General features: G+C 46.0%; 27 protein-coding genes. 1 reads left to right on the forward strand and 26 read right to left on the reverse strand.

The window, feature by feature from the left end; genetic code table 11:
• The first annotated feature begins 373 nt into the window (after positions 1 to 373).
• Entirely contained in the window at positions 374 to 1,450 is a 1,077-nt protein-coding gene (locus tag KKC1_RS00105) for a tetraprenyl-beta-curcumene synthase family protein (protein WP_088552483.1), read from the forward strand.
• Positions 1,451 to 1,460: 10 nt separating this feature from the next.
• Here KKC1_RS00105 and KKC1_RS00110 read toward each other — a convergent pair whose 3' ends face one another.
• The 26 genes from KKC1_RS00110 to rpsE form a co-directional block, all read right to left on the reverse strand.
• Positions 1,461 to 2,459, reverse strand: coding sequence for a polyprenyl synthetase family protein (locus tag KKC1_RS00110; RefSeq protein WP_088552484.1), 999 nt, complete (start codon positions 2,457 to 2,459; stop codon positions 1,461 to 1,463).
• A gap of 138 nt (positions 2,460 to 2,597) precedes the next feature.
• Entirely contained in the window at positions 2,598 to 3,551 is a 954-nt protein-coding gene (locus KKC1_RS00115) for an aminopeptidase (RefSeq protein WP_238134143.1), read from the reverse strand.
• A gap of 11 nt (positions 3,552 to 3,562) precedes the next feature.
• On the reverse strand, positions 3,563 to 4,564 hold the full coding sequence (gene amrS / locus KKC1_RS00120; RefSeq protein ID WP_088552485.1) for an AmmeMemoRadiSam system radical SAM enzyme: 1,002 nt from the start codon (positions 4,562 to 4,564) through the stop codon (positions 3,563 to 3,565).
• Between the two features lie 12 nt (positions 4,565 to 4,576).
• A complete protein-coding gene (gene amrA / locus KKC1_RS00125) occupies positions 4,577 to 5,983 on the reverse strand; it encodes an AmmeMemoRadiSam system protein A (protein WP_088552486.1) in 1,407 nt (468 codons plus the stop codon).
• Between the two features lie 17 nt (positions 5,984 to 6,000).
• Positions 6,001 to 6,528, reverse strand: coding sequence for a methylated-DNA--[protein]-cysteine S-methyltransferase (locus tag KKC1_RS00130; protein WP_143288643.1), 528 nt, complete (start codon positions 6,526 to 6,528; stop codon positions 6,001 to 6,003).
• 153 nt (positions 6,529 to 6,681) lie between these two features.
• Complete coding sequence (cwlD, locus tag KKC1_RS00135; RefSeq protein WP_088552488.1) at positions 6,682 to 7,419, reverse strand: N-acetylmuramoyl-L-alanine amidase CwlD; 738 nt, start codon at positions 7,417 to 7,419, stop codon at positions 6,682 to 6,684.
• A gap of 200 nt (positions 7,420 to 7,619) precedes the next feature.
• Positions 7,620 to 8,012, reverse strand: a complete 393-nt coding sequence (gene rpsI / locus KKC1_RS00140) for a 30S ribosomal protein S9 (protein ID WP_088552489.1) — start codon at positions 8,010 to 8,012, stop codon at positions 7,620 to 7,622.
• A 21-nt stretch (positions 8,013 to 8,033) separates the two neighbouring features.
• Entirely contained in the window at positions 8,034 to 8,468 is a 435-nt protein-coding gene (gene rplM, locus KKC1_RS00145; protein ID WP_088552490.1) for a 50S ribosomal protein L13, read from the reverse strand.
• A gap of 148 nt (positions 8,469 to 8,616) precedes the next feature.
• The gene (gene truA / locus KKC1_RS00150; protein ID WP_088552491.1) at positions 8,617 to 9,360 is read right to left on the reverse strand and encodes a tRNA pseudouridine(38-40) synthase TruA; all 744 of its coding nucleotides are present in this window, start codon (positions 9,358 to 9,360) and stop codon (positions 8,617 to 8,619) included.
• 7 nt (positions 9,361 to 9,367) lie between these two features.
• Positions 9,368 to 10,180, reverse strand: coding sequence for an energy-coupling factor transporter transmembrane component T family protein (locus tag KKC1_RS00155; protein WP_088552492.1), 813 nt, complete (start codon positions 10,178 to 10,180; stop codon positions 9,368 to 9,370).
• Positions 10,173 to 11,036 carry an energy-coupling factor transporter ATPase gene (locus tag KKC1_RS00160; protein ID WP_088552493.1) on the reverse strand — a complete coding sequence of 288 codons (864 nt, stop codon included), beginning with the start codon at positions 11,034 to 11,036 and terminating at the stop codon, positions 10,173 to 10,175. The genes KKC1_RS00155 and KKC1_RS00160 overlap by 8 nt, the downstream gene beginning before the upstream one ends.
• Positions 11,021 to 11,851 carry an energy-coupling factor transporter ATPase gene (locus tag KKC1_RS00165; RefSeq protein WP_088552494.1) on the reverse strand — a complete coding sequence of 277 codons (831 nt, stop codon included), beginning with the start codon at positions 11,849 to 11,851 and terminating at the stop codon, positions 11,021 to 11,023. Before KKC1_RS00165 ends, KKC1_RS00160 begins: the two co-directional genes overlap by 16 nt.
• 74 nt (positions 11,852 to 11,925) lie before the next feature.
• Entirely contained in the window at positions 11,926 to 12,267 is a 342-nt protein-coding gene (gene rplQ, locus KKC1_RS00170; protein WP_088552495.1) for a 50S ribosomal protein L17, read from the reverse strand.
• A 16-nt stretch (positions 12,268 to 12,283) separates the two neighbouring features.
• Positions 12,284 to 13,231 carry a DNA-directed RNA polymerase subunit alpha gene (locus KKC1_RS00175; protein ID WP_088552496.1) on the reverse strand — a complete coding sequence of 316 codons (948 nt, stop codon included), beginning with the start codon at positions 13,229 to 13,231 and terminating at the stop codon, positions 12,284 to 12,286.
• 68 nt (positions 13,232 to 13,299) lie between these two features.
• On the reverse strand, positions 13,300 to 13,926 hold the full coding sequence (gene rpsD, locus KKC1_RS00180) for a 30S ribosomal protein S4 (RefSeq protein ID WP_088552497.1): 627 nt from the start codon (positions 13,924 to 13,926) through the stop codon (positions 13,300 to 13,302).
• 13 nt (positions 13,927 to 13,939) lie between these two features.
• Positions 13,940 to 14,323 carry a 30S ribosomal protein S11 gene (gene rpsK / locus KKC1_RS00185; protein WP_088552498.1) on the reverse strand — a complete coding sequence of 128 codons (384 nt, stop codon included), beginning with the start codon at positions 14,321 to 14,323 and terminating at the stop codon, positions 13,940 to 13,942.
• A gap of 23 nt (positions 14,324 to 14,346) precedes the next feature.
• On the reverse strand, positions 14,347 to 14,718 hold the full coding sequence (gene rpsM, locus KKC1_RS00190; RefSeq protein WP_088552499.1) for a 30S ribosomal protein S13: 372 nt from the start codon (positions 14,716 to 14,718) through the stop codon (positions 14,347 to 14,349).
• A 30-nt stretch (positions 14,719 to 14,748) separates the two neighbouring features.
• Positions 14,749 to 14,862 carry a 50S ribosomal protein L36 gene (rpmJ, locus tag KKC1_RS00195; protein WP_088552500.1) on the reverse strand — a complete coding sequence of 38 codons (114 nt, stop codon included), beginning with the start codon at positions 14,860 to 14,862 and terminating at the stop codon, positions 14,749 to 14,751.
• A gap of 99 nt (positions 14,863 to 14,961) precedes the next feature.
• A complete protein-coding gene (gene infA, locus KKC1_RS00200) occupies positions 14,962 to 15,180 on the reverse strand; it encodes a translation initiation factor IF-1 (protein ID WP_088552501.1) in 219 nt (72 codons plus the stop codon).
• On the reverse strand, positions 15,180 to 15,503 hold the full coding sequence (locus KKC1_RS00205) for a KOW domain-containing RNA-binding protein (RefSeq protein ID WP_088552502.1): 324 nt from the start codon (positions 15,501 to 15,503) through the stop codon (positions 15,180 to 15,182). The genes infA and KKC1_RS00205 overlap by 1 nt, the downstream gene beginning before the upstream one ends.
• A gap of 19 nt (positions 15,504 to 15,522) precedes the next feature.
• Complete coding sequence (map, locus tag KKC1_RS00210) at positions 15,523 to 16,269, reverse strand: type I methionyl aminopeptidase (RefSeq protein WP_088552503.1); 747 nt, start codon at positions 16,267 to 16,269, stop codon at positions 15,523 to 15,525.
• Positions 16,266 to 16,919 carry an adenylate kinase gene (locus KKC1_RS00215; RefSeq protein ID WP_088552504.1) on the reverse strand — a complete coding sequence of 218 codons (654 nt, stop codon included), beginning with the start codon at positions 16,917 to 16,919 and terminating at the stop codon, positions 16,266 to 16,268. Before KKC1_RS00215 ends, map begins: the two co-directional genes overlap by 4 nt.
• Before the next feature lie 74 nt (positions 16,920 to 16,993).
• A complete protein-coding gene (secY, locus tag KKC1_RS00220; protein WP_088552505.1) occupies positions 16,994 to 18,256 on the reverse strand; it encodes a preprotein translocase subunit SecY in 1,263 nt (420 codons plus the stop codon).
• On the reverse strand, positions 18,257 to 18,697 hold the full coding sequence (rplO, locus tag KKC1_RS00225) for a 50S ribosomal protein L15 (RefSeq protein WP_088552526.1): 441 nt from the start codon (positions 18,695 to 18,697) through the stop codon (positions 18,257 to 18,259).
• A 3-nt stretch (positions 18,698 to 18,700) separates the two neighbouring features.
• The gene (gene rpmD, locus KKC1_RS00230; RefSeq protein WP_192867998.1) at positions 18,701 to 18,898 is read right to left on the reverse strand and encodes a 50S ribosomal protein L30; all 198 of its coding nucleotides are present in this window, start codon (positions 18,896 to 18,898) and stop codon (positions 18,701 to 18,703) included.
• 11 nt (positions 18,899 to 18,909) lie between these two features.
• Positions 18,910 to 19,410: a 30S ribosomal protein S5 gene (rpsE, locus tag KKC1_RS00235; RefSeq protein WP_088552507.1), complete on the reverse strand. Its 501-nt coding sequence runs from the start codon at positions 19,408 to 19,410 to the stop codon at positions 18,910 to 18,912.
• Between the last annotated feature and the right edge of the window lie 13 nt (positions 19,411 to 19,423).

Raw genomic sequence — 19,423 nt, forward strand, 5'->3', positions numbered from 1 at the left:
CAGCGGGAAACAGAATTAACACCCCGCCACTTATTATTGTCTCTGAGCCTGCTTAATCTGTTGTCCATTTTAACTATATTTGAAACTCACCTGAAAAATAATCAAACAGACCAGCATTCCAGGTATGTAACAGAGTCTCAAAACTCCCTAACGAGGAAAGAGCCTACCTCGCTGGTCGAACGAAATGCTCTGGAATCAGAACGTATTGATTGGAGGGAAATAAAAGGTTTTTCCCGGAGAAAATTTTGAACGATTCTAAAAGCACAAGCTCCCGTGCAGGGAGCTTACGTTTTATGGAGAGAAAATTGTATTTTATTCGACGACCGGGTATACTTAAATTGTTAATAAGCTTTAGTTGTATGGAGGTCCGGTTATGGCAGCATCGTTAAAGTACCTGCACTTTCCGTCTCAGTTAGCCCTTGTTGTCAGATTCGTAAAGAAAATATTCCCCTTGGTCGAAACGGAACTCAGTCGATGGTACAAGAAAGCCTCTTTATCTCCTGACCCGGTTCTAGCGGAGCAGGCTCACGCAAGTATAAAATCTAAAAGGTTTCATGCTCAAGGAGGAAGCATTTATGCCCTATATCCGGGCGTAAATCACGTAAATTTTACCCGGTTTGTGGTAGCCCTTCAAACTATCAGCGATTATTTAGATAACTTGTGTGACCGGCTAGGTTATGAAAACGAGAAAGCATTTAGTCAACTTCACCGGGCCATGACTGATGCTTTAAATCCTTCCGTACCGATGGCCGATTACTACGCCTACTTTCCGCACCGGAGGGATGGCGGCTACCTGGAAGAGCTAGTCAGGGAATGTCGGCGGCAAATAGCCTCTTTCCCTTCCTACGCGTTAGTTAAAGAGGATATTTTAGATTTGGCAGAACTTTATTCTAACTTACAAACCCTTAAACATTTACCATTGGATGTCCGTGAAGATAAGATGATCCAATGGACCACGCCTTATCTAAAAAAGTATACCGGGATTAGCCGCTGGGAGTTTGCTGCAGCTACGGGTTCCACCTTAGGCATTTTTGTTCTTAGCGCGGCCGCTTCCAATCCGCACTTAACCTCAGAACAAGTAGCTCGAATCAAAAGAGCCTATTTCCCGTGGATCTGCGGTTTACATATTTTATTAGATTACTTGATTGACCTCCAAGAAGACCGTTTAGAAGGAGACTTGAATTTTGTATCCTATTACCGCGATAACCAGCAGTGTAAGGAACGCTTGAATACATTTCTAAATAACTGCTTTGCTCACATCGTAGATTTACCCCATAAGAACTTTCACGCTACAGTTATTATAGGTCTTCTTGCCATGTATCTTTCCGATCCCAAAGCCAGCGATCCCGAAGTTCGCCCCGTAGCCGAACTTCTATTAAAAAAGGGCGGGAAGAGAGCCGCCCTTTTTCACAGAATATGCTGTTTTCTGCGGCAGCATGGCACAATTTAGCTCATCTCCATTAATTACTTCGCACCAAAACCAATTCTGCCAGGTTCATTAAAAGGTTGCGGTACTGCGAAACAGGCAGTACCGCCAGTGCCTGCTTGGCCTTCTTTTGATAATAAGAAGCAACCGCACGAGCATAAGCAAGAGCTCCGGAACTGATCACCGCCTCCACTATCCGCTGCCGCAACTCTCCATCCATCTTGTCCTGAAGTAATTCCTTTTGCAACCACGACCGGTGAAAAGGATCCCTGAGCAACGCCAGCACGGGTAAAGTAAGGTTGCCTTGTGCCAAATCCAAACCGGCAGGTTTGCCGAGCTGTTCCGGTTTGCCGATAAAATCTAAAATATCATCAATAATTTGAAAAGCGCAACCTAGATTCAGGCCATACTCATACAAGGCTTCAACTTTTTCTTGATCTTTTTCAGCTATCAAGGCTCCTGCCTGGCAGCACATAGCAATCAAATTTGCCGTCTTTTTTCTAATACGGCTAAAATAATTTTCCTCTGTTTGATTTATATCAAATTCGCCGATTACCTGCTCCACCTCTCCTTCGCACATATCCTCCACCGTTCGTGTCACCAGCCGCAGAACATCAAAAAGTTGATTCTCTACCAAAAGGCGAAAAGCTTTGGCGAAGAGGAAGTCTCCCGTTAAAATTGACACCCTGTTTCCCCAACAAGCGTTTAACGTAGGCCTGCCCCGACGTGTGGAAGAAACGTCTATTACATCATCATGGATTAAAGAAGCCATATGTATCAGCTCTACAGCCACCGCAACTTTTATCATTCCAGGACTGACAGGGCCAAAACATTTGCCGGCGGCCAGTACCAGCATTGGACGCAGTCTTTTCCCACCCGACCTAAGCACTCTTGAACACATTTCCGCAACAGGACCCTCTGCCGATGCAACCGCCTGATGTAAATTTTCTTCTACCTGGTACAGTTCAGGCAATAGCCTTGCTAAATCCGCAAAGGTCAGGTTGGGGCTCGTTTTTAATCCGGATTCCTTCACTACTTCTCACCTTTGGCTTGAACTTTTCCGTTACCAATAGTATTCTCCTTTCGTTCATTGCATATACTTCCTATCAGTCCCCAAAAAAGATAGCCCCTATGCTTGCGTCCAAAAAATTCTATCCCCTTTTACATGAGATTACAAAACAAATTTTCCTTCCCGGAGAATAATTTCCCCGTCTAATTCCACGGTAGGTTTCAAAATTACACCGTCTAAATGGCTGGGTACTTGGACTCGTCCTCCGATAGTACTATTATCACCCAAAGCAACGTGGACGGTACCCAGTACTTTTTCATCTTCCAATACTACCCCGCTGAGTATAGCCCGTCCGTTCAATCCCAAACCAAGTTCCGCAATGTTGTAAGCAGGCTCCCCGTGCATCTCTAGCATTTGACGCAAAAGTTCAGCTTCTGGCCCTCCTTTTACTTCCACAACTTTTCCTTCTTCTACCCGCATTTCCAATGGCTGGCTCAATCTCCCTATACCGGCCATAGAACCATCCACCACCAATTTACCCCGGGCAGTTCCTTCCACAGGAGCAATATAGGCTTCTCCTGCCGGAAGATTTCCAAACGAACCCGGCTCATGATAAATTCCCGTATCCGGTTTCCCTTCTCGCCCCTCCAAGCCGATAACCAAATCTGTTCCGGCAGCCGTAGTTATGCGAGCTGTACTGGCCTGGGTTAGATAAGAAGCAAATTTGAGACTGGCCCTTTCTATTTCCCGGTAGTCAGCATTCAAGGTGCGGGCCATTATATCGGGGGTAATTCCAGGCATACTTGCAATTCTAGCCCCCGCCCGGTTGGCTTCCTGCCGGGCTTGGGTATGAGAAAGGGACTTGGAAGTAGCGGCAACCACTACCTGAACTCTTTTCATCGCCTCAGCCACCGCGACCGGTGGTTCCTCCCCGTGAGTCTTTCTGGATACCATTTCTACAAGCATTGCCTCCGTCCGTAATTCCTTTGCTCTTTCAAACAGCTTCAAACCTATGGAGCGTGTAACTTCATCGATGACTATGAGCACCTTTTCTCCTTCCCTTACTCCCATACAATCGCGTAAAGTAATCTCTGCCGCTTTCCGCAACTGATCCAAGGTTATCCCTCCTAAATTATTACATTTATTTCTTTTCCGCACCGGGCACACTGCCTACCGTTCAATCCGACTATTCTAACCGCATAATAAGAACGCTCAATTACTTTCCACCCGCAATTTGGACAGTAGGTATCATTTTCTCCCAACTCCCAAGCGTTTCCAATATAGACATAGAGCAACTTCTCCCGCGCCAAATCGCGGGCCCCTCGGAGAGTTTCCAAGGGAGTTGGTTCTAAACTCATTTTATAGCTGGGAAAGTAACGGGAAAAGTGAAGAGGAACCTCTTCCCCCAAAGCAGTTGCCACCCAATCTACCAGTCCTTTGATTTCCTCCTCATCATCATTCAGTCCTGGAACCAAAAGGGTGGTAATTTCCACATGGCAGCCCCTCGCTTTAGCCTCTTCCGCCGTTTCTAGGACTGGCTTGTAGGCACCATGTACCACCTTTCGGTAAAATTCGTTGCTAAAACCTTTAACATCAATGTTCAAAGCATCAATATAAGGCAACAGTTCCTGCAACGGTGCCCGGTTTATAAAGCCGTTGGTAACCAAAACATTCTTCAGTCCTGCCTGCCGGGCCAGTTTGGCCGTATCCCTGACAAACTCGTACCACACTAGAGGTTCCGAGTAAGTATAGGCTATACCTACGCAGTTCTCATCTCGCTGTCTTTCCCGGGCAATCTTAACCAGTTGTTCCGGTGTTACAGATAAGGTCTCCGGATTCCCGTGAGCGATTCCCCAATTCTGGCAAAACTCACAATGAAAATTACACCCTACCGTACCTATAGAGAAAATGTAACTTCCGGGATAAAAGTGATAAAGCGGTTTTTTCTCAATAGGATCCAGAGCATAAGAGGAACACCGACCGTAATTAAGCGAATAAAGTCTCCCCTCTCTATTTTCTCTAACCCGGCAAATTCCGGTTTGGCCTGGCCGAATGGTACACCGGTGAGGACATAGTTGGCACCGGACCGTTTCCTCAGCTAATGTTTCGTAATATTCAGCTTCCCTCATCCTGGAGGCCTCCTAAGTATGGCGGATCACTTCAAAACGTTCCATCTCAAATTTTTCTCCCGGAAAAATACCCGCCTTGCGTTTAGCGATCTCCACCTGTTCCTCTACTGTATCTATTCCTTCCAAATTAGGAAGCAGAAGTCCCGATTTGGATCCGCTGCGCACGATTACTCCGTAACGTTGAGGATCTAGTTCTTCCATCCCTGACACCGGCTCAGGTGGTTTAAGCACATCAACGGAGTAAACCAGTTCCGGCAACTCTTCGAGCGTTACGGGACTGAAACGGGGATCCTCTACTCCGGCCTTAATGGCATTGTGTATCACTTCTTCAGCTACATTCTCCCGCGTAGGTACTATAGTACCAATACATCCCCGCAGCATACCATGTTTTTTAATGGAAACAAAGACACCCGCTCTTTCCCTCATTTCCTCTGACAGATCTGTCGGCGGTTCGATTATCCGGCCGTGTCTTATGTAATTCTCCAAACTTTCCCGGGCCAGGCGAACCAGAGGGCTCTCTTTTTTTCGAATTTCAGCTATGTAGTTTTTCCTTTCCTCATACAGGCGTTCTACAAGTTTTTTACTGCCTTGCCGTTGTTCAGGAATTAGTTCCGCTACCAAATAGCCTACTCCATAAGGGCCTTCATAAGAGTAAACCCGGCTGGATACCTGAAAGCCATCGAGGGCTCCCAGGAGCATGATTATGGTGCGTAGACCACATTCCCCGGCACTCTCCGCCAAATTCTCGGGAACCTGTACGATGGCTTTAACATCAAACTTTTCTAACGCTTCCTTTATATATTCATCAAATTCCGTTCCCTTAGGGTTATATCCGGCTGGAGCTCCGGGAAGCAGACGGTGGGAAAGATCTCCGCTTGCCACTAGAGCTACTCTCTTCCCTGCTTCCTTTATGCCTTCCTGAAGCGCAACTCCAAAGGCAAAAAGATCTTCCCGGGGAAGAAGCCCCATGGTTATAGCTACGATGGGAACCGTTAATCCGGCTTCCTTTAGGTAATACAAGGGAACTAAGATTCCGTGATCGAGACGAACGTCAGCCTGATATTGGCGGGCTGATCTGTCATCCAGAGAAACAATGGGAATACCTCGCTGCCGGGACAACCGGATAATACAGTCTACCAATTCTAAATCGTTGGTGCAATTAAAACGAACCTGAGGTGCACCGAATTCTCCCAAATCTCCCTCCAGTTTCGCAGCGGTAAGAATACTGATGGCATCTTGAAACATTGGTCCGTGAGGAGTAAAAAATACTACCGCTTGAGGATCAGCATCTACCAGACGTTGAGCAACCTTTCTCATGGCCCTGATAGTATTTTGTACCTTCTCCGTACTGCGGCCCCCCACTTCAGGTACCATCAATGGGGGGTGTGGAGCAATACATGAATAAACCAAACGGCCCATGCTATACCTCCTTCACCTTATTTTCCCCGGTTATCTCTTTTCATAAACCTGTCAGCCCGCGCCCTCTCCAGTTCCAACAGTTTTTGCTTTAGAGCAGTACCTGCCGAAAATCCTCCTAAATGGCCGTCTCGCTGTATTACCCGATGGCAGGGTAAAATGATAGGTATTCGGTTCCGTTTTAGAACCTGACCTACTGCTTGTGCTGCTCCAGGTTTACCCAACTGGCTGGCTACCCAACGATAGGACCGAACCTGCCCGTAAGGAATCTGACGCACTTTTTCCAGTACGGCCCTTTGAAAAGGGGTATAGCCGGACCAATCAATAGGATAATAAAAATCCACCTTTTTGCCATCACTGTAATCAATCAGGTCATTAAGGAGACGATCCATAAACGGAAAAGCTCGAAGAGCAGCGCGTTCAACCGACTTCTTGGAGGGACATTCAGTTTCCAGCTTCTTTTGGGGAAGCATCAAAGCAACTATTCCCCGAGAAGAAGCAGTAACCCCTATCCAACCTAACCGGGTATTAACAAAAACCGCCTGCACCAAAACACCCCTCCGTTTTTAATAATTATTTGCTTAATTTTTTACTTTTTTGCTATTCTTTTTCCTGCCAAAAAATTAAAATCTCTAACCCTAACCGAATATTTTCAGTAAAAAAAATACCGCCTTCAGTACAGGCGGTGGTTTTGGCGGGTATCATCTTTCCGTTGCGTTGGAAGCATAATACTTGACAATGCCCGCATATATAGCCCAAGACAATTTAGATTGATAGGTGGGATCGTTAAGAAGTTTTTCCTCTTGGGGGTTGGAGATAAAACCTACTTCCACTACCACAGTAGGAATATCTAAATTGCGGAGGATGTAGGTATCCAATCCTTGAGCCCGCCGGTTTGTATTGCGTAAAATTCTACGCAGTTCGCTTTGGATGGCTCTGGCCAGTTTTTTCCCTTCTGTCGATTTATAATAATAAAAAGTTTGCGCTCCCGTCCAAATACGCCCAAAACTGTTCGCCTGAATGCAGATATAAAGGTCGGCGTTTCGCTTTTGGGCAAGATTGATTCTATTATTCAAGTCCTCTCTTTTTCGTTCCCTCAAGCTTTTACCGGGTGTACTCAGGTCAGTGTCTGTCTCCCGCGTCATTACCACTGCCGCCCCGGCCTGACTTAAAATCAAACTGAGTTTCTTAGCTATAGCCAGATTTATATCCTTCTCCAAAGTGCCTCCCGGCCCTACAGCTCCGCCGTCTACCCCGCCATGTCCCGGGTCTACTACTATCACTTTGTTGGCAACCGCCCATGAAACAGCTTCCACTGCTTGATTGGCTATCTTTTCAGCCAGGTATGTATAGCCTATAAATATAAAGGCCGCTAACAACACCAGGACTAATAAATTCTTCCAACGAACCTTGACCACATAAATGCGGGAAATGGCCACCAGTCCCTCTCCCCTGCAATCTTTCTTCTATAAAAAGTTATGCAACGGTCAAAAAACTATACCTTGAATTTAAGAAAGTGGAAGGGAATAAGGGGCTGATTGTTACAAGGGTGAGAAAGCGGAAATAAGCATCTACTGTAGTTCAACAAATAAAAAGAGAACCTGTGTCGGTTCTCTTTGTAAACAACCCTTCTCCTCTATTAACGCTTGGAAAATTGAGGTGCTTTGCGAGCTTTCTTCAAGCCATACTTTCTTCTTTCTTTCATCCGCGGATCTCGCGTTAGGAGACCATGCCGTTTCAGTACCGGACGCAAGCCCTCATCAGCCTGCAACAATGCTCTGGCGATTCCCAGACGTACTGCTCCTGCCTGCCCAGCAACTCCGCCGCCTTTTACTTTGGCGATCACATTAAATCTTCCCAAAGTATCCGTAACCTCAAGCGGTTCTCGTACAATCATTTCTAGAGTCTTTCTGGCAAAGTATTCTTCGGCAGGACGTTCATTAACCGTTATCTTGCCTTCACCGGGCACCAGATAAACCCGGGCTATTGCATCTTTCCGCCGACCTGTACCGTAATAACAAACCTGTGCCACCAACTCTCCCCCTTTCGGCAATTATTCCTTAAATTCCCATACCTGAGGCTTTTGCGCTTGATGCGGATGTTCCGGTCCGCGGTACACCCGCAGTTTTTTCATAAGCTTCCGACCCAATCGGTTATGGGGTATCATCCCCCATACCGCTTTTTCTATCGCCTTTTCTGGCTTTTTCTTGAGTAGAGTTTCGTAGTTCATTACTTTTAACCCACCGGGATAACGGCTATGCCGAATATAAAGTTTCTGCTGCAACTTCTTCCCGGTCAACTTAATCTTTTCGGCATTGATAACTATCACATGATCTCCTACGTCCACATGAGGCGTAAAGGTTGGCTTATGCTTGCCTCGCAGTAATTTAGCTACTTCGGAGGCCAACCGTCCGAGAGTTTTACCTTCCGCGTCTATTATATACCACTTTTTTTCTACTTCATTAGGTTTTGCCATATAAGTAGACACCGCCGTTCCACCTCCTGTTACTATAAACCGTCTCCGTTTGCCGTATCAACCCGGGGCTCAAAGATTGATACTGCAAAGGGCATAAAAACACACAATAAATTGTAAACTAAGCCCTCACCAATGTCAAGTAATTCAAGGCTTAGAGGGCTTAATATTCAACTTTTTCTAAACATAAACCGTGGGAAGGGGCTGTTGGCCCCGCTGCATCCCGGTTTTTGGCCGCAATGATTCTCTTGACATCTTCCGGTTTAATTTTCCCTTTTCCCACTTCTAATAACGTCCCAACGATGATGCGGGCCATATGGTAGAGAAACCCGTTAGCCATTACGTCAATCTCAATAATGTTATCTCTTTTGGAAACCCGACACATCTCTACGGTGCGGACAAAATTTTTCGCCGAACTTCCAGCGGCACAAAAGGAACGAAAATCATGGTTTCCTTCGATATAACTGGCTGCCTCTTCCATGCGAGAAAGCTTCAGGGAATAAGGCACATGATAAGCATATCTCCGCCGAAAAACATCTGGATAAGGAGAAACATCTATAGTATAACGATACAACTTTCTTTTTGCCGAATAGCGGGCATGAAACTGTTCATCTACCTGTTCGGCAGCCACCGCTACTATATCAGGAGGTAGACAACTGTTTAGTGCCTTGGGAAACCTGGATACCGGTATGGTACTTTCAGTTTTAAAATTGATTACCTGCCCCCTAGCATGAACTCCGGCATCAGTGCGACCGGCAGCTGTTACTTTAATCTTTTCTCCCGTAAGCTTGTACAAAGCCTCTTGTATAGTCCCTTGAATCGTCCTGCTTTTGGCCTGCCCGGTTTGGATCTGCCATCCGTTATAATTAGTGCCATCGTATTGAAGAATCATCTTGAGGCACTTCATCTAACCATCACCAGCCCATAATGGTTAAGCTCCGGCTAACCCAGGCGTAAATTGCAAACCCTATCATTACCGCCAAGGCGATATAGTCCTGCCTACCTAACTTTAGCTCCTTCATCCGGGTTCGATGTTCACCACCGCGATAGCATCGTGCCTCCATAGCCACTGCCAGCTCGTCTGCCCGGCGAAAAGCACTGATAAACAGAGGCACCAACAGGGGCAGCAAACTTTTAGCCCGCTGCAAAAAGTTCCCGCTTTCAAAGTCCGCTCCCCGGGCCATTTGAGCCTTCATAATCTTTTCGGTTTCCTCCAGTAAAGTAGGAATGAAACGCAAGGCAATAGTCATCATCATGGCAATTTCGTGAGCGGGGATCCCTATTTTTTGCCCAGGGCGAAGCATTCTTTCCAAACCATCGGTCAGGCTCATGGGGCTGGTAGTAAGAGTGAGCAGGGAAGCGATTAACACCAGGAAAACCAACCGCAGAGACATAAAAACTCCTCGTTTGGCTCCCTCTAAAGTAATGGTTAAAGGACCCCAGTGAAAAATTGGCTGCCCAGGGGTAAAAAACAAGTGTATTCCTAGAGTGATGACAATAATCAATAATAATGGGCGTAAGCCTCGCATAACGTAACGAGGGGACAATTTAGAAACTAAAACCACAAAGGCACAAAAAATACCTACAGATGCATATCCAACCACAGTATTAACCAGAAAAAGGCCTGTCATAAAAATAACAACGGCCGTAATTTTGGTACGGGGGTCCAATCGATGTACGACCGAATCACCTGGGATATATTGACCTATAGTGATATCCTTAAGCATGGTGCTTACACCTCAGAAGGCGGACCAATTCCTTTTCAGCTTCTTCTACCGTAAATATGTCTTCTTTTACCTGGTACCCCTTCGTTTTCAGCTTGAGCATCAGTTCGGTTACCAACGGTACGTCCAGTCCGTAATCCCGTAACTGCTCGCTCTGCCTAAAAATCTGACGTGGCGTTCCCTGCATCACAATTCTTCCACGGTACATGACTATAATGCGCTGGGTCAGTCGCGCAATGTCTTCCATACTGTGACTAACCAGGACAACTGTTATGGCAAGCTCCTGATGTAGTTTTCGTATTTGTTCCAGAATTTCATCCCTTCCTCTGGGGTCCAGGCCTGCAGTAGGTTCATCCAATATAAGAAACTGGGGCTCCATGGCCAAGACCCCGGCAATGGCCACCCGGCGTTTCTGCCCCCCGCTAAGGTTAAAAGGGGAGCGGTTATAAAGCTTTTCATCGTCTAAACCAACCATTTTCAGCGCTTTTCGGACCCGTCTTTCTATTTCTCTTTCATCCAATCCCATATTACGGGGTCCAAAAGCTACATCAGCGAAAACAGTCTCCTCAAACAGTTGGTGCTCTGGATACTGAAAGACCACTCCCACTTTCTGCCGAATCTTTTTAAGATCTACCCTGTTAGCGGTAATGTCCTGGCCGTCGATATAAATTCTGCCGGAAGTAGGTTTAAGCAGGCCGTTTAAATGCTGTATGAGCGTAGATTTACCAGAACCAGTAGGTCCTATTAGGCCAATAAATTCTCCTTTTTTTATCTCTAAATTTATTTGTTCTATACCTACTCGCGCAAATGGCGTACCCACCTTGTATATATAAGTAACATCTCTTAAGTTAATTGACATATTGCCTTCACCATTTCGTCTACAGTAAGAATCTCAGGCGATACAGGTACCCCCCTGTTTCGGAGAAGAGCCGCCAGTTCCGTCATTTGGGGTACATCTAACCCCAGGTCTTTCAATTGACGTACTCGAGAAAATATTTCTCGGGGTGGACCTTCCATCACTATTTTCCCCCGTTCCATCACGGCAACCCGATCCGCGGCCGCCGCCTCATCCATGAAGTGAGTAATATGCACCACCGTCAAACCTTCCTCTTTATTTAGCCGCTTAATGGCAGCCATCACTTCTTTTCGGCCTGCAGGATCGAGCATAGCCGTTGGTTCGTCCAAAACCAAGCAGGCAGGTTTCATAGCCAAAACTCCTGCAATGGCCACCCGTTGTTTCTGTCCTCCTGAAAGCAAATGAGGTGGATGCTTTCTATATTCCAACATACCGACGGCGGCTAGAGCTTCATCAACCCTTAGCTTAATTTCTTCGGGATCAATCCCGAGGTTTTCCGGACCAAAGGCCACATCCTCCTCCACTAGGGTAGCAACCAGTTGATTGTCCGGATTTTGAAAGACCATTCCAACCTGGCGCCGTATTTCCCACAAGTGGCTGGCATCAGCCGTATCCATACCGTTCACCAGTACTCGACCTTTGGAAGGTAGCAGTAATGCATTCAACTGTTTGGCCAGGGTGGATTTGCCGGAACCGTTAGGTCCAATAATTACAATAAATTCTCCCTGTTTAATTTCCAGATTAATGTTGTTCAAGGCCAAATTTTCTTCCGGCGTTCCCCTTTTGTACATGTAACTGAGATTTTCTATGCTAATCATAAGCTATACCACCTTGAGCCGGGAAAGAACAGGGGAGGGGCGGTGATCCCGCCCCCCTTATTTTGACGTCCAGGTTATTCTACCAACTCTACCATTACCAACGGTGCCGCATCCCCACGACGGTAACCGAGCCTAACCATACGAGTATAGCCACCCTGACGATCTGCGTAACGGGGAGCAATCTCATCAAACAGTTTTTTTACCACATCCTCATCCAGTAGATAGGCTAAAGCCTGGCGTCGGGCATGTAAATCTCCTCTTTTGCCCAAAGTGATCATTTTTTCCGCCATACGACGAAGTTCTTTGGCTTTCGGCTCAGTAGTACGAATCCGTTCTTCTCTCAGCAGGGAAGTAACAATATTGCGGAGCATGGCCTTTCGGTGACTGCTGTTCCGCCGTAACTTGCGATAGCCCATGACCTCAACCTCCTTTTCATTCGTCTGCCTTCCTAAGAGAAAGCCCTAGTTCCGCCAGCTTAGAGGTGACTTCTTCCAACGATTTTTTCCCCAAATTGCGTACCTTCATCATATCTTCTTCCGTGCGCTGGATCAATTCCTCCACGGTATTTATCCCCGCTCGTTTTAGACAATTGTAAGATCGCACCGATAAATCTAACTCTTCTATGGTCATTTCTAAAATCTTATCCTTGCTTTCTTCCTCTTTTTCCACCATAGTTACCTCATCACTGATCTGTTCCGTCAGACCCGTGAAGAGCTTCAAATGCTCACTGAGGATCCTGGCCGCAGAGCTGACTGCCTCATCAGGCGCAATGCTCCCGTCTGTCCACACTTCCAAAGTCAGCTTGTCGTAGTCAGTCACTTGCCCAACCCGCGTATTCTCTACCGTGTAATTAACCTTCAGAATAGGTGAAAAAATAGAATCTACGGGGATAACCCCGATAACATGATTATTTTTCTTATTTTTCTCCGCTGAAACATAGCCTCTTCCTTTTTCAAGGGTCATTTCCATGTAAAGACTGCCGCCTTCTTCCAGCGTAGCGATATGCAGGTCGGGATTTAGAATTTGAACCTCACTGTCCGCAATTATATCGCCTGCTTTAACTTCTCCCGGTCCTTCGGCCTCAATGCGAACTACCTTAGGCTCATCAGTTAGTAATTTGACCGAGAGGTTCTTAAGGTTAAGAATTATATCAGTAGTATCCTCTACCACTCCAGGAATGCTAGAAAACTCATGAAGTACTCCCCGTATGTTAACTGAGGTAACCGCTGCACCTGGTATAGAGGACAAGAGGATCCTCCTTAAAGAATTGCCAAGGGTTATTCCGTAGCCCCGCTCGAGAGGTTCTACCACAAATTTTCCGTAAGTGTTATCTTCTTTTTTCTCCACGCATTCAATTTTGGGTTTTTCAATTTCTAACATTACAATCCTCCTTCTCAAAACCTGGATGCCCTTCCAGACCAGCTTCTACTCAACGGCCGAAGAATACCCTACTTGGAGTACAGCTCTACAATTAGGTGCTCCTGAACAGGTACGTCGATTTCTTCTCTGGAGGGAAGGGCCAGTACTCGACCTTTTAAGGTTTCTACGTTCAGTTCCAACCAGGCAGGAGGAGTTTTGTGCGCCGCTGCTTCGGCAATTTCTTTAAATTTGGGAGATTCCTTACTCTTCTCCCTTACCGCAATTTCGTCCCCAGGCTTAACTAAATACGAAGGAATGTTAACCTTCTTATCATTAACGGTAAAATGGCCGTGACGAACCAGTTGCCTCGCTTCCGCCCGGGAACTGGCCAGCCCAAGCCGGTATACTACATTGTCTAATCTTCTTTCCAATAGGCGGAGCAAGTTTTCTCCCGTTATCCCCGGCTGCCGCTCAGCTTTTTCGAAATAATTGCGAAATTGTCTCTCCATTATTCCATAAATACGTTTGGCCTTCTGTTTCTCTCTCAATTGCAACCCAAATTCCGACAGTTTCTTTCTCCCTTGGCCGTGCTGACCAGGTGGATAAGGTCGTCTCTCAATAGCACATTTGTCTGAATAGCATCTGTCCCCTTTTAAAAATAGTTTTTCTCCCTCACGACGACATAGCCGGCAAACAGCTCCTCTATATCTTGCCAAGTTTCAGCACCTCCTACACTCTTCTCCTTTTTGGCGGACGACATCCGTTATGAGGAATAGGTGTGACATCTTTAATTACACTTACTTCCAGTCCTGCTGCTTGCAAGGAACGAATTGCCGCTTCACGACCGGCTCCCGGTCCTTTTACATAACATTCAACTTCCTTCACTCCGTGTTCCATAGCTTGCTTAGCTGCGGATTCCGCTGCCATCTGAGCCGCAAAAGGGGTCCCTTTTCTGGTGCCTTTAAATCCTACCGTTCCTGCGCTGGCCCAAGCGATAGCGTTACCCGCCTTATCGGTTATAGTGACAATAGTATTGTTAAAAGTCGATTTAATATGGGCTATACCGCTCTCAATATTCTTCTTGACTTTCTTCCGGGTACTTCTCCTAGCCACTCATTTGTTCCTCCCTTCCTAAATTATTTTGAACGACGAACGCCGACAGTTTTTCTGGGACCCTTGCGGGTGCGAGCATTAGTTCTGGTACGTTGCCCTCTTACCGGTAGCCCCCGACGGTGTCGCAACCCGCGATAACAACCAATATCGATCAAACGTTTAATATTCATAGCAACTTCTCTGCGCAGATCTCCTTCTACAGTGTACTCGTTATCAATTACTTCCCGTAACTTCGTTATTTCATCTTCGGTAAGGTCCCTTACCCGTGTATCGGGATTAATACCGGTCTTCTTTAAGATTTCTTTAGAAGTAGAACGTCCAATACCGTAAATATAAGTCAAAGCAATCTCTACCCGTTTATCTCGCGGCAAATCAACTCCAGCAATCCTGGCCATGCTTACACCTCCAAATCTTACCTTTGGTATCTATCCCTGCTTCTGTTTATGCTTTGGGTTATCACAAATAACTCTCACTTTCCCTTTACGTTTGATAACCTTGCATTTCTCACATATTGGTTTAACTGATGGTTTAACTTTCACGACATAACCTCCTTTTTAGCAATACCTTCACCAAAATAAAACGTAGAAAAAGGCGCTCCGCTTTTTCTGTCATACTTCACACTTTAGGGCTGGTAGTTCTTATTTATACCTATACACAATTCTGCCCCTGTTTAAATCATAAGGAGACAGTTCTACCGTCACCCGATCACCCGGTAAAATCCTGATAAAATTCATGCGTATTTTACCTGAAACATGGGCTAAAACCTTGTGCCCATTATCAAGCTCCACCCGAAACATTGCATTAGGAAGAGACTCTATTACGGTACCCTCAACTTCAATGACATCTTGTTTAGCCATTAACTATCTTTACCTCCCTGCCGGTCTGAGACACTATCTTCCTGATCCGTTTGTATCAGCCGCTTAATAGCCTGCCGTATTTCAGCGTTGTTTACAGTCTGATTTTGGTTTAGCTTATCTACTATATCAGAAGCAATTTTATTGGTTGGTTGAATATGTTTGATGTTCTTTTTTTTGGGTCGTTCAATTTTTCGCAAATCCCCGTCAACTAAATAAACAAATGAAGAGTTTTGTTCAATCTTCCAGATTAAAAACAGGCGGTTACGATCCCGACCCATTTTCGAATATACCAGTTGTCCTACCTTCAATTCCCCTAGACCCATAAAACACCTCCAGGTCTTTTTACAGAGAAGTTAAGATTTCTGGACCTTCCTCAGTCACCGCTATGGTATGCTCGAAATGGGCGGAAGGTTGGAGATCTTTCGTAACCACAGTCCAGTTATCTTCCTTGGTCATAACCTCGTGAGTTCCCATGTTGACCATTGGCTCAATGGCCAGAGTCATTCCCGCCTTTAAACGCGGGCCTCTTCCAGGCAGTCCAAAGTTTGGTACCTGGGGTTCTTCATGCATGTTCCTCCCGATACCATGCCCAACATAATCTCTCACCACCGAAAATCCGTTGCTTTCTACGACCTTTTGAATAGCGTGAGAAACATCCCCCAACCGATTATCCTTAACCGCCCGCTTAATACCGGCCATTAGTGCCTCTTCTGTAACCGACAATAGCCTTTCTATTTCCGCATCGATTTCCCCTACCGGAAGAGTTACAGCAGCGTCCCCATAATACCCATTTATTACCGCGCCAACATCAATACTAATAATATCCCCATCTTGTAATCTTCTTAAACCTGGAATACCGTGAACCACCTCTTCGTTTACAGAAGTGCATATACTGGCAGGAAAACCCTGATACCCTTTAAAAGCAGGCCTTGCACCTTGACTGAGAATAAAGTTTTCCGCCAAGGTATCTAGTTCCTTAGTAGTTACTCCTGGCTCAACGGCTTGCTTCAACTCGAGAAGGGTTTTGGCTACAACTTTACATGCATCTCTTATATATTCCAGTTCACGGTCAGATTTAAGAATGATCATGCCCAGTCTCTCCCTAAAGCTTCCCCGATATCCACCAGAACTTTTTCGATAGACTGATCTCCGTTTATTCTTTTAAGCAGGCCTTTGCCTTCATAGAAAGCTATTAAGGGCTCCGTCTGCTTTTTATATACATCCAGCCGGTTAGCCACCGTCTCCTCCGTATCGTCACTCCGCTGATATAATTCTCCTCCGCAGTTGTCACATTTTCCCGGTTCGGAAGGTGGATTGAATATTACATGGTAGGTGGCCCCACAATTGCGACAAACTCGCCGTCCAGTTAAACGTTCGATCAGTTTTTCCCGAGGCACTTCTATATTAATTACCGCATCCAAGTTCATATCTAACTCACTCAAAATCTTATCCAGTGCCTCCGCTTGAGCCACTGTCCGGGGAAACCCATCCAGTAAAAATCCTTGCTGGCAGTCAGGCTCCTGCAGCCTTTCCTTAACAATTCCTACCGTTACCTCATCTGGTACTAATTGCCCTGCGTCCATATATTCCTTCGCTTTTCTCCCTAGCTCAGTTCCTTCCTTAATTGCTTTGCGAAACATATCTCCGGTAGAAATGTGAGGCACTTTCAGTTTCTCAATCAACCCTTCCGCCTGCGTGCCCTTGCCAGCTCCTGGAGGCCCCATCAACAACAATCTCATCGAGGATTTTTCCCTCCTTATCACCCAGCCCGCAAGTGCTCAAGTATGGACAGAAAAAGCGTGCAGCAACTTGATTACCGTATGAAGCCCTGATAATGGCGGACGAGCAAATGAGACTCTATCTGTTTCATAGTTTCTAGGGCTACCCCTACCACAATAAGGAGAGACGTTCCACCAAAGTAAATATTTAAACCTGTCGTAGCACTAACTATATTGGGTAAGATGGCAATAAAGGCTAAGAATAACGCGCCTGCCATGGTGATACGATTGAGAATACGATCTATATACTCGGCAGTAGGTTTTCCCGGGCGTAATCCAGGAATAAAACCTCCATACTTTTTCATGTTATCCGCTACATCCTGTGGGTTGAAGGTTACTGCGGTGTAGAAGTAAGTAAAGAAAATTATCAGCAACGAGTAAATAATCATATAAGGTATGGATTTAAAATCCAGGAACCGGGAAACGCCCTGCCAGAAAGAACTGTTTGGGAACCACGAAGCAACAGTTTGGGGAAACAGTAGTATTGACATAGCAAAGATAACTGGAATGACCCCAGCTTGATTGACTTTTAAGGGGATATGAGTGCTCTGTCCTCCGTATACTCTTCGTCCTACCACTCTCTTAGCATACTGAACCGGTATACGCCGGTGCCCCTCCTGTATAGCCACCACGCCAGCAATAACCACAATAGCCATCAGCAGGAAAAAAAGAACACTTAAGATACCGACTTGGCCGGTTCTCAGGTTGTTAACAATATTGTATATTCCGGCAGGCAAGCGGGATACTATCCCGGCAAAAATAATAAGAGAAATCCCGTTTCCAATACCTTTTTCCGTTATCAGTTCTCCCAGCCACATTAAAAAGGCTGTACCTGCTGTCAGGCTAATGGCAATGAGCAGGTAAGAACCCAAAGAGGGGTTCACCAAAATGCCTTGATTCCCAAGGAAAAAAGACATTCCTACCGCTTGAATGAAGCCGAGAATTACCGTTCCGTAACGGGTGTATTGGACTATTCGCTTACGTCCTTCTTCTCCCTCCTTAGCCAGTCTTTCCAGGGCAGGTATAACTACGGTCAAAAGCTGCATAATAATCGAGGCGTTAATATAGGGCATGATCCCCATGGCAAAAACGGTAAAATTCTTAAAAGCTCCCCCGGAAATCACATCAAAGAACCCTAACAGAGTGCCTCTTTCAATTAACTCCTTAAGAGCCTGTATATCAATTCCTGGTACAGGCACATGAGCCCCAATACGAAAGACCAGAAACATCAGCAGAGTAAAAACTATGCGCTGCCGCAAATCACCAATCTTTAAGGCACTTTGGAGACTGGATAGCACTCATACCACCTCTACTTTACCGCCGGCAGCCTCTATTTTCTCGGCAGCAGATTTACTAAAAGCATGAGCTTTGACGGTTAATGCCTTCTGAAGTTCTCCGTTTCCTAAAATCTTAACTCCATCTTTTATCGATTTGATAACTCCTGTCTCCACCAACAGTTCCGGGGTAACAACAGTTCCTTCTTCAAACCGGTTCAATTCTTGTACGTTGATAGCGACAATTTCTTTCTTAAATATATTAGTAAACCCTCGTTTAGGGATCCGACGGTAAAGAGGCATCTGCCCTCCTTCAAAACCTCTACGGATTCCTCCTCCGGAGCGGGCCTTCTGCCCTTTATGCCCTCTGCCGGCAGTTTTCCCTAAACCTGAACCAATACCTCTCCCTTTACGGGTACGCTTTCTACGAGACCCCGGAACAGGCTTCAGTTCATGTAATTTCACCACTTACCCCTCCTGCACATCAATCTCTTCTACCGAAACTAAATGCTCCAGCTTACGAATCATTCCTCGGATACTGGGTGTATCGTCCTTAATAGCGTGACTGTGTAGTTTTCTTAGTCCTAAAGCCTGAGCCGTTCTTCGTTGTTTTTCCGGCCTGCCTATAAGGCTTCTAACCAGTGTGACTTTTAACTTTCGCGCCAAGATCATCACCCCTAGCCTAACAATTCTTTCACCGACTTGCCGCGTAACTTGGCTACTTCTTCTGCCCGCTTCAGGTTTTTTAGTCCTTCCAGGGTAGCATAAACCATATTATTGGCATTGTTCGATCCCAAAGACTTAGTCAGAATATCTTTTACTCCTGCCAATTCCAGTACAGCCCGTACCGGTCCGCCGGCAATAACTCCTGTACCGGGTGCCGCCGGTTTTAACAGTACCCTGCCAGCGCCAAAGCGACCAATAATCTCGTGGGGAATGGTCGTACCTACCAAAGGAACTTCTATCAGGTTTTTCTTGGCATCTTGGATTCCTTTACGAATGGCTTCCGGTACTTCGCTGGCCTTGCCTAAACCCGCCCCTACTCGGCCGTTACCATCCCCTACTACAACCAGGGCGCTGAAACTGAAGCGTCTACCGCCTTTAACTACTTTGGCCACCCGATTGATGTTAACTACCTTTTCGCTGAATTCTACATCTTTTTCCTGCATTTTAGGCATTTCTCCCCCTCCT

The organism is Calderihabitans maritimus (genome assembly GCF_002207765.1).
Classification (GTDB): Bacteria; Bacillota; KKC1; order Calderihabitantales; family Calderihabitantaceae; genus Calderihabitans; species Calderihabitans maritimus.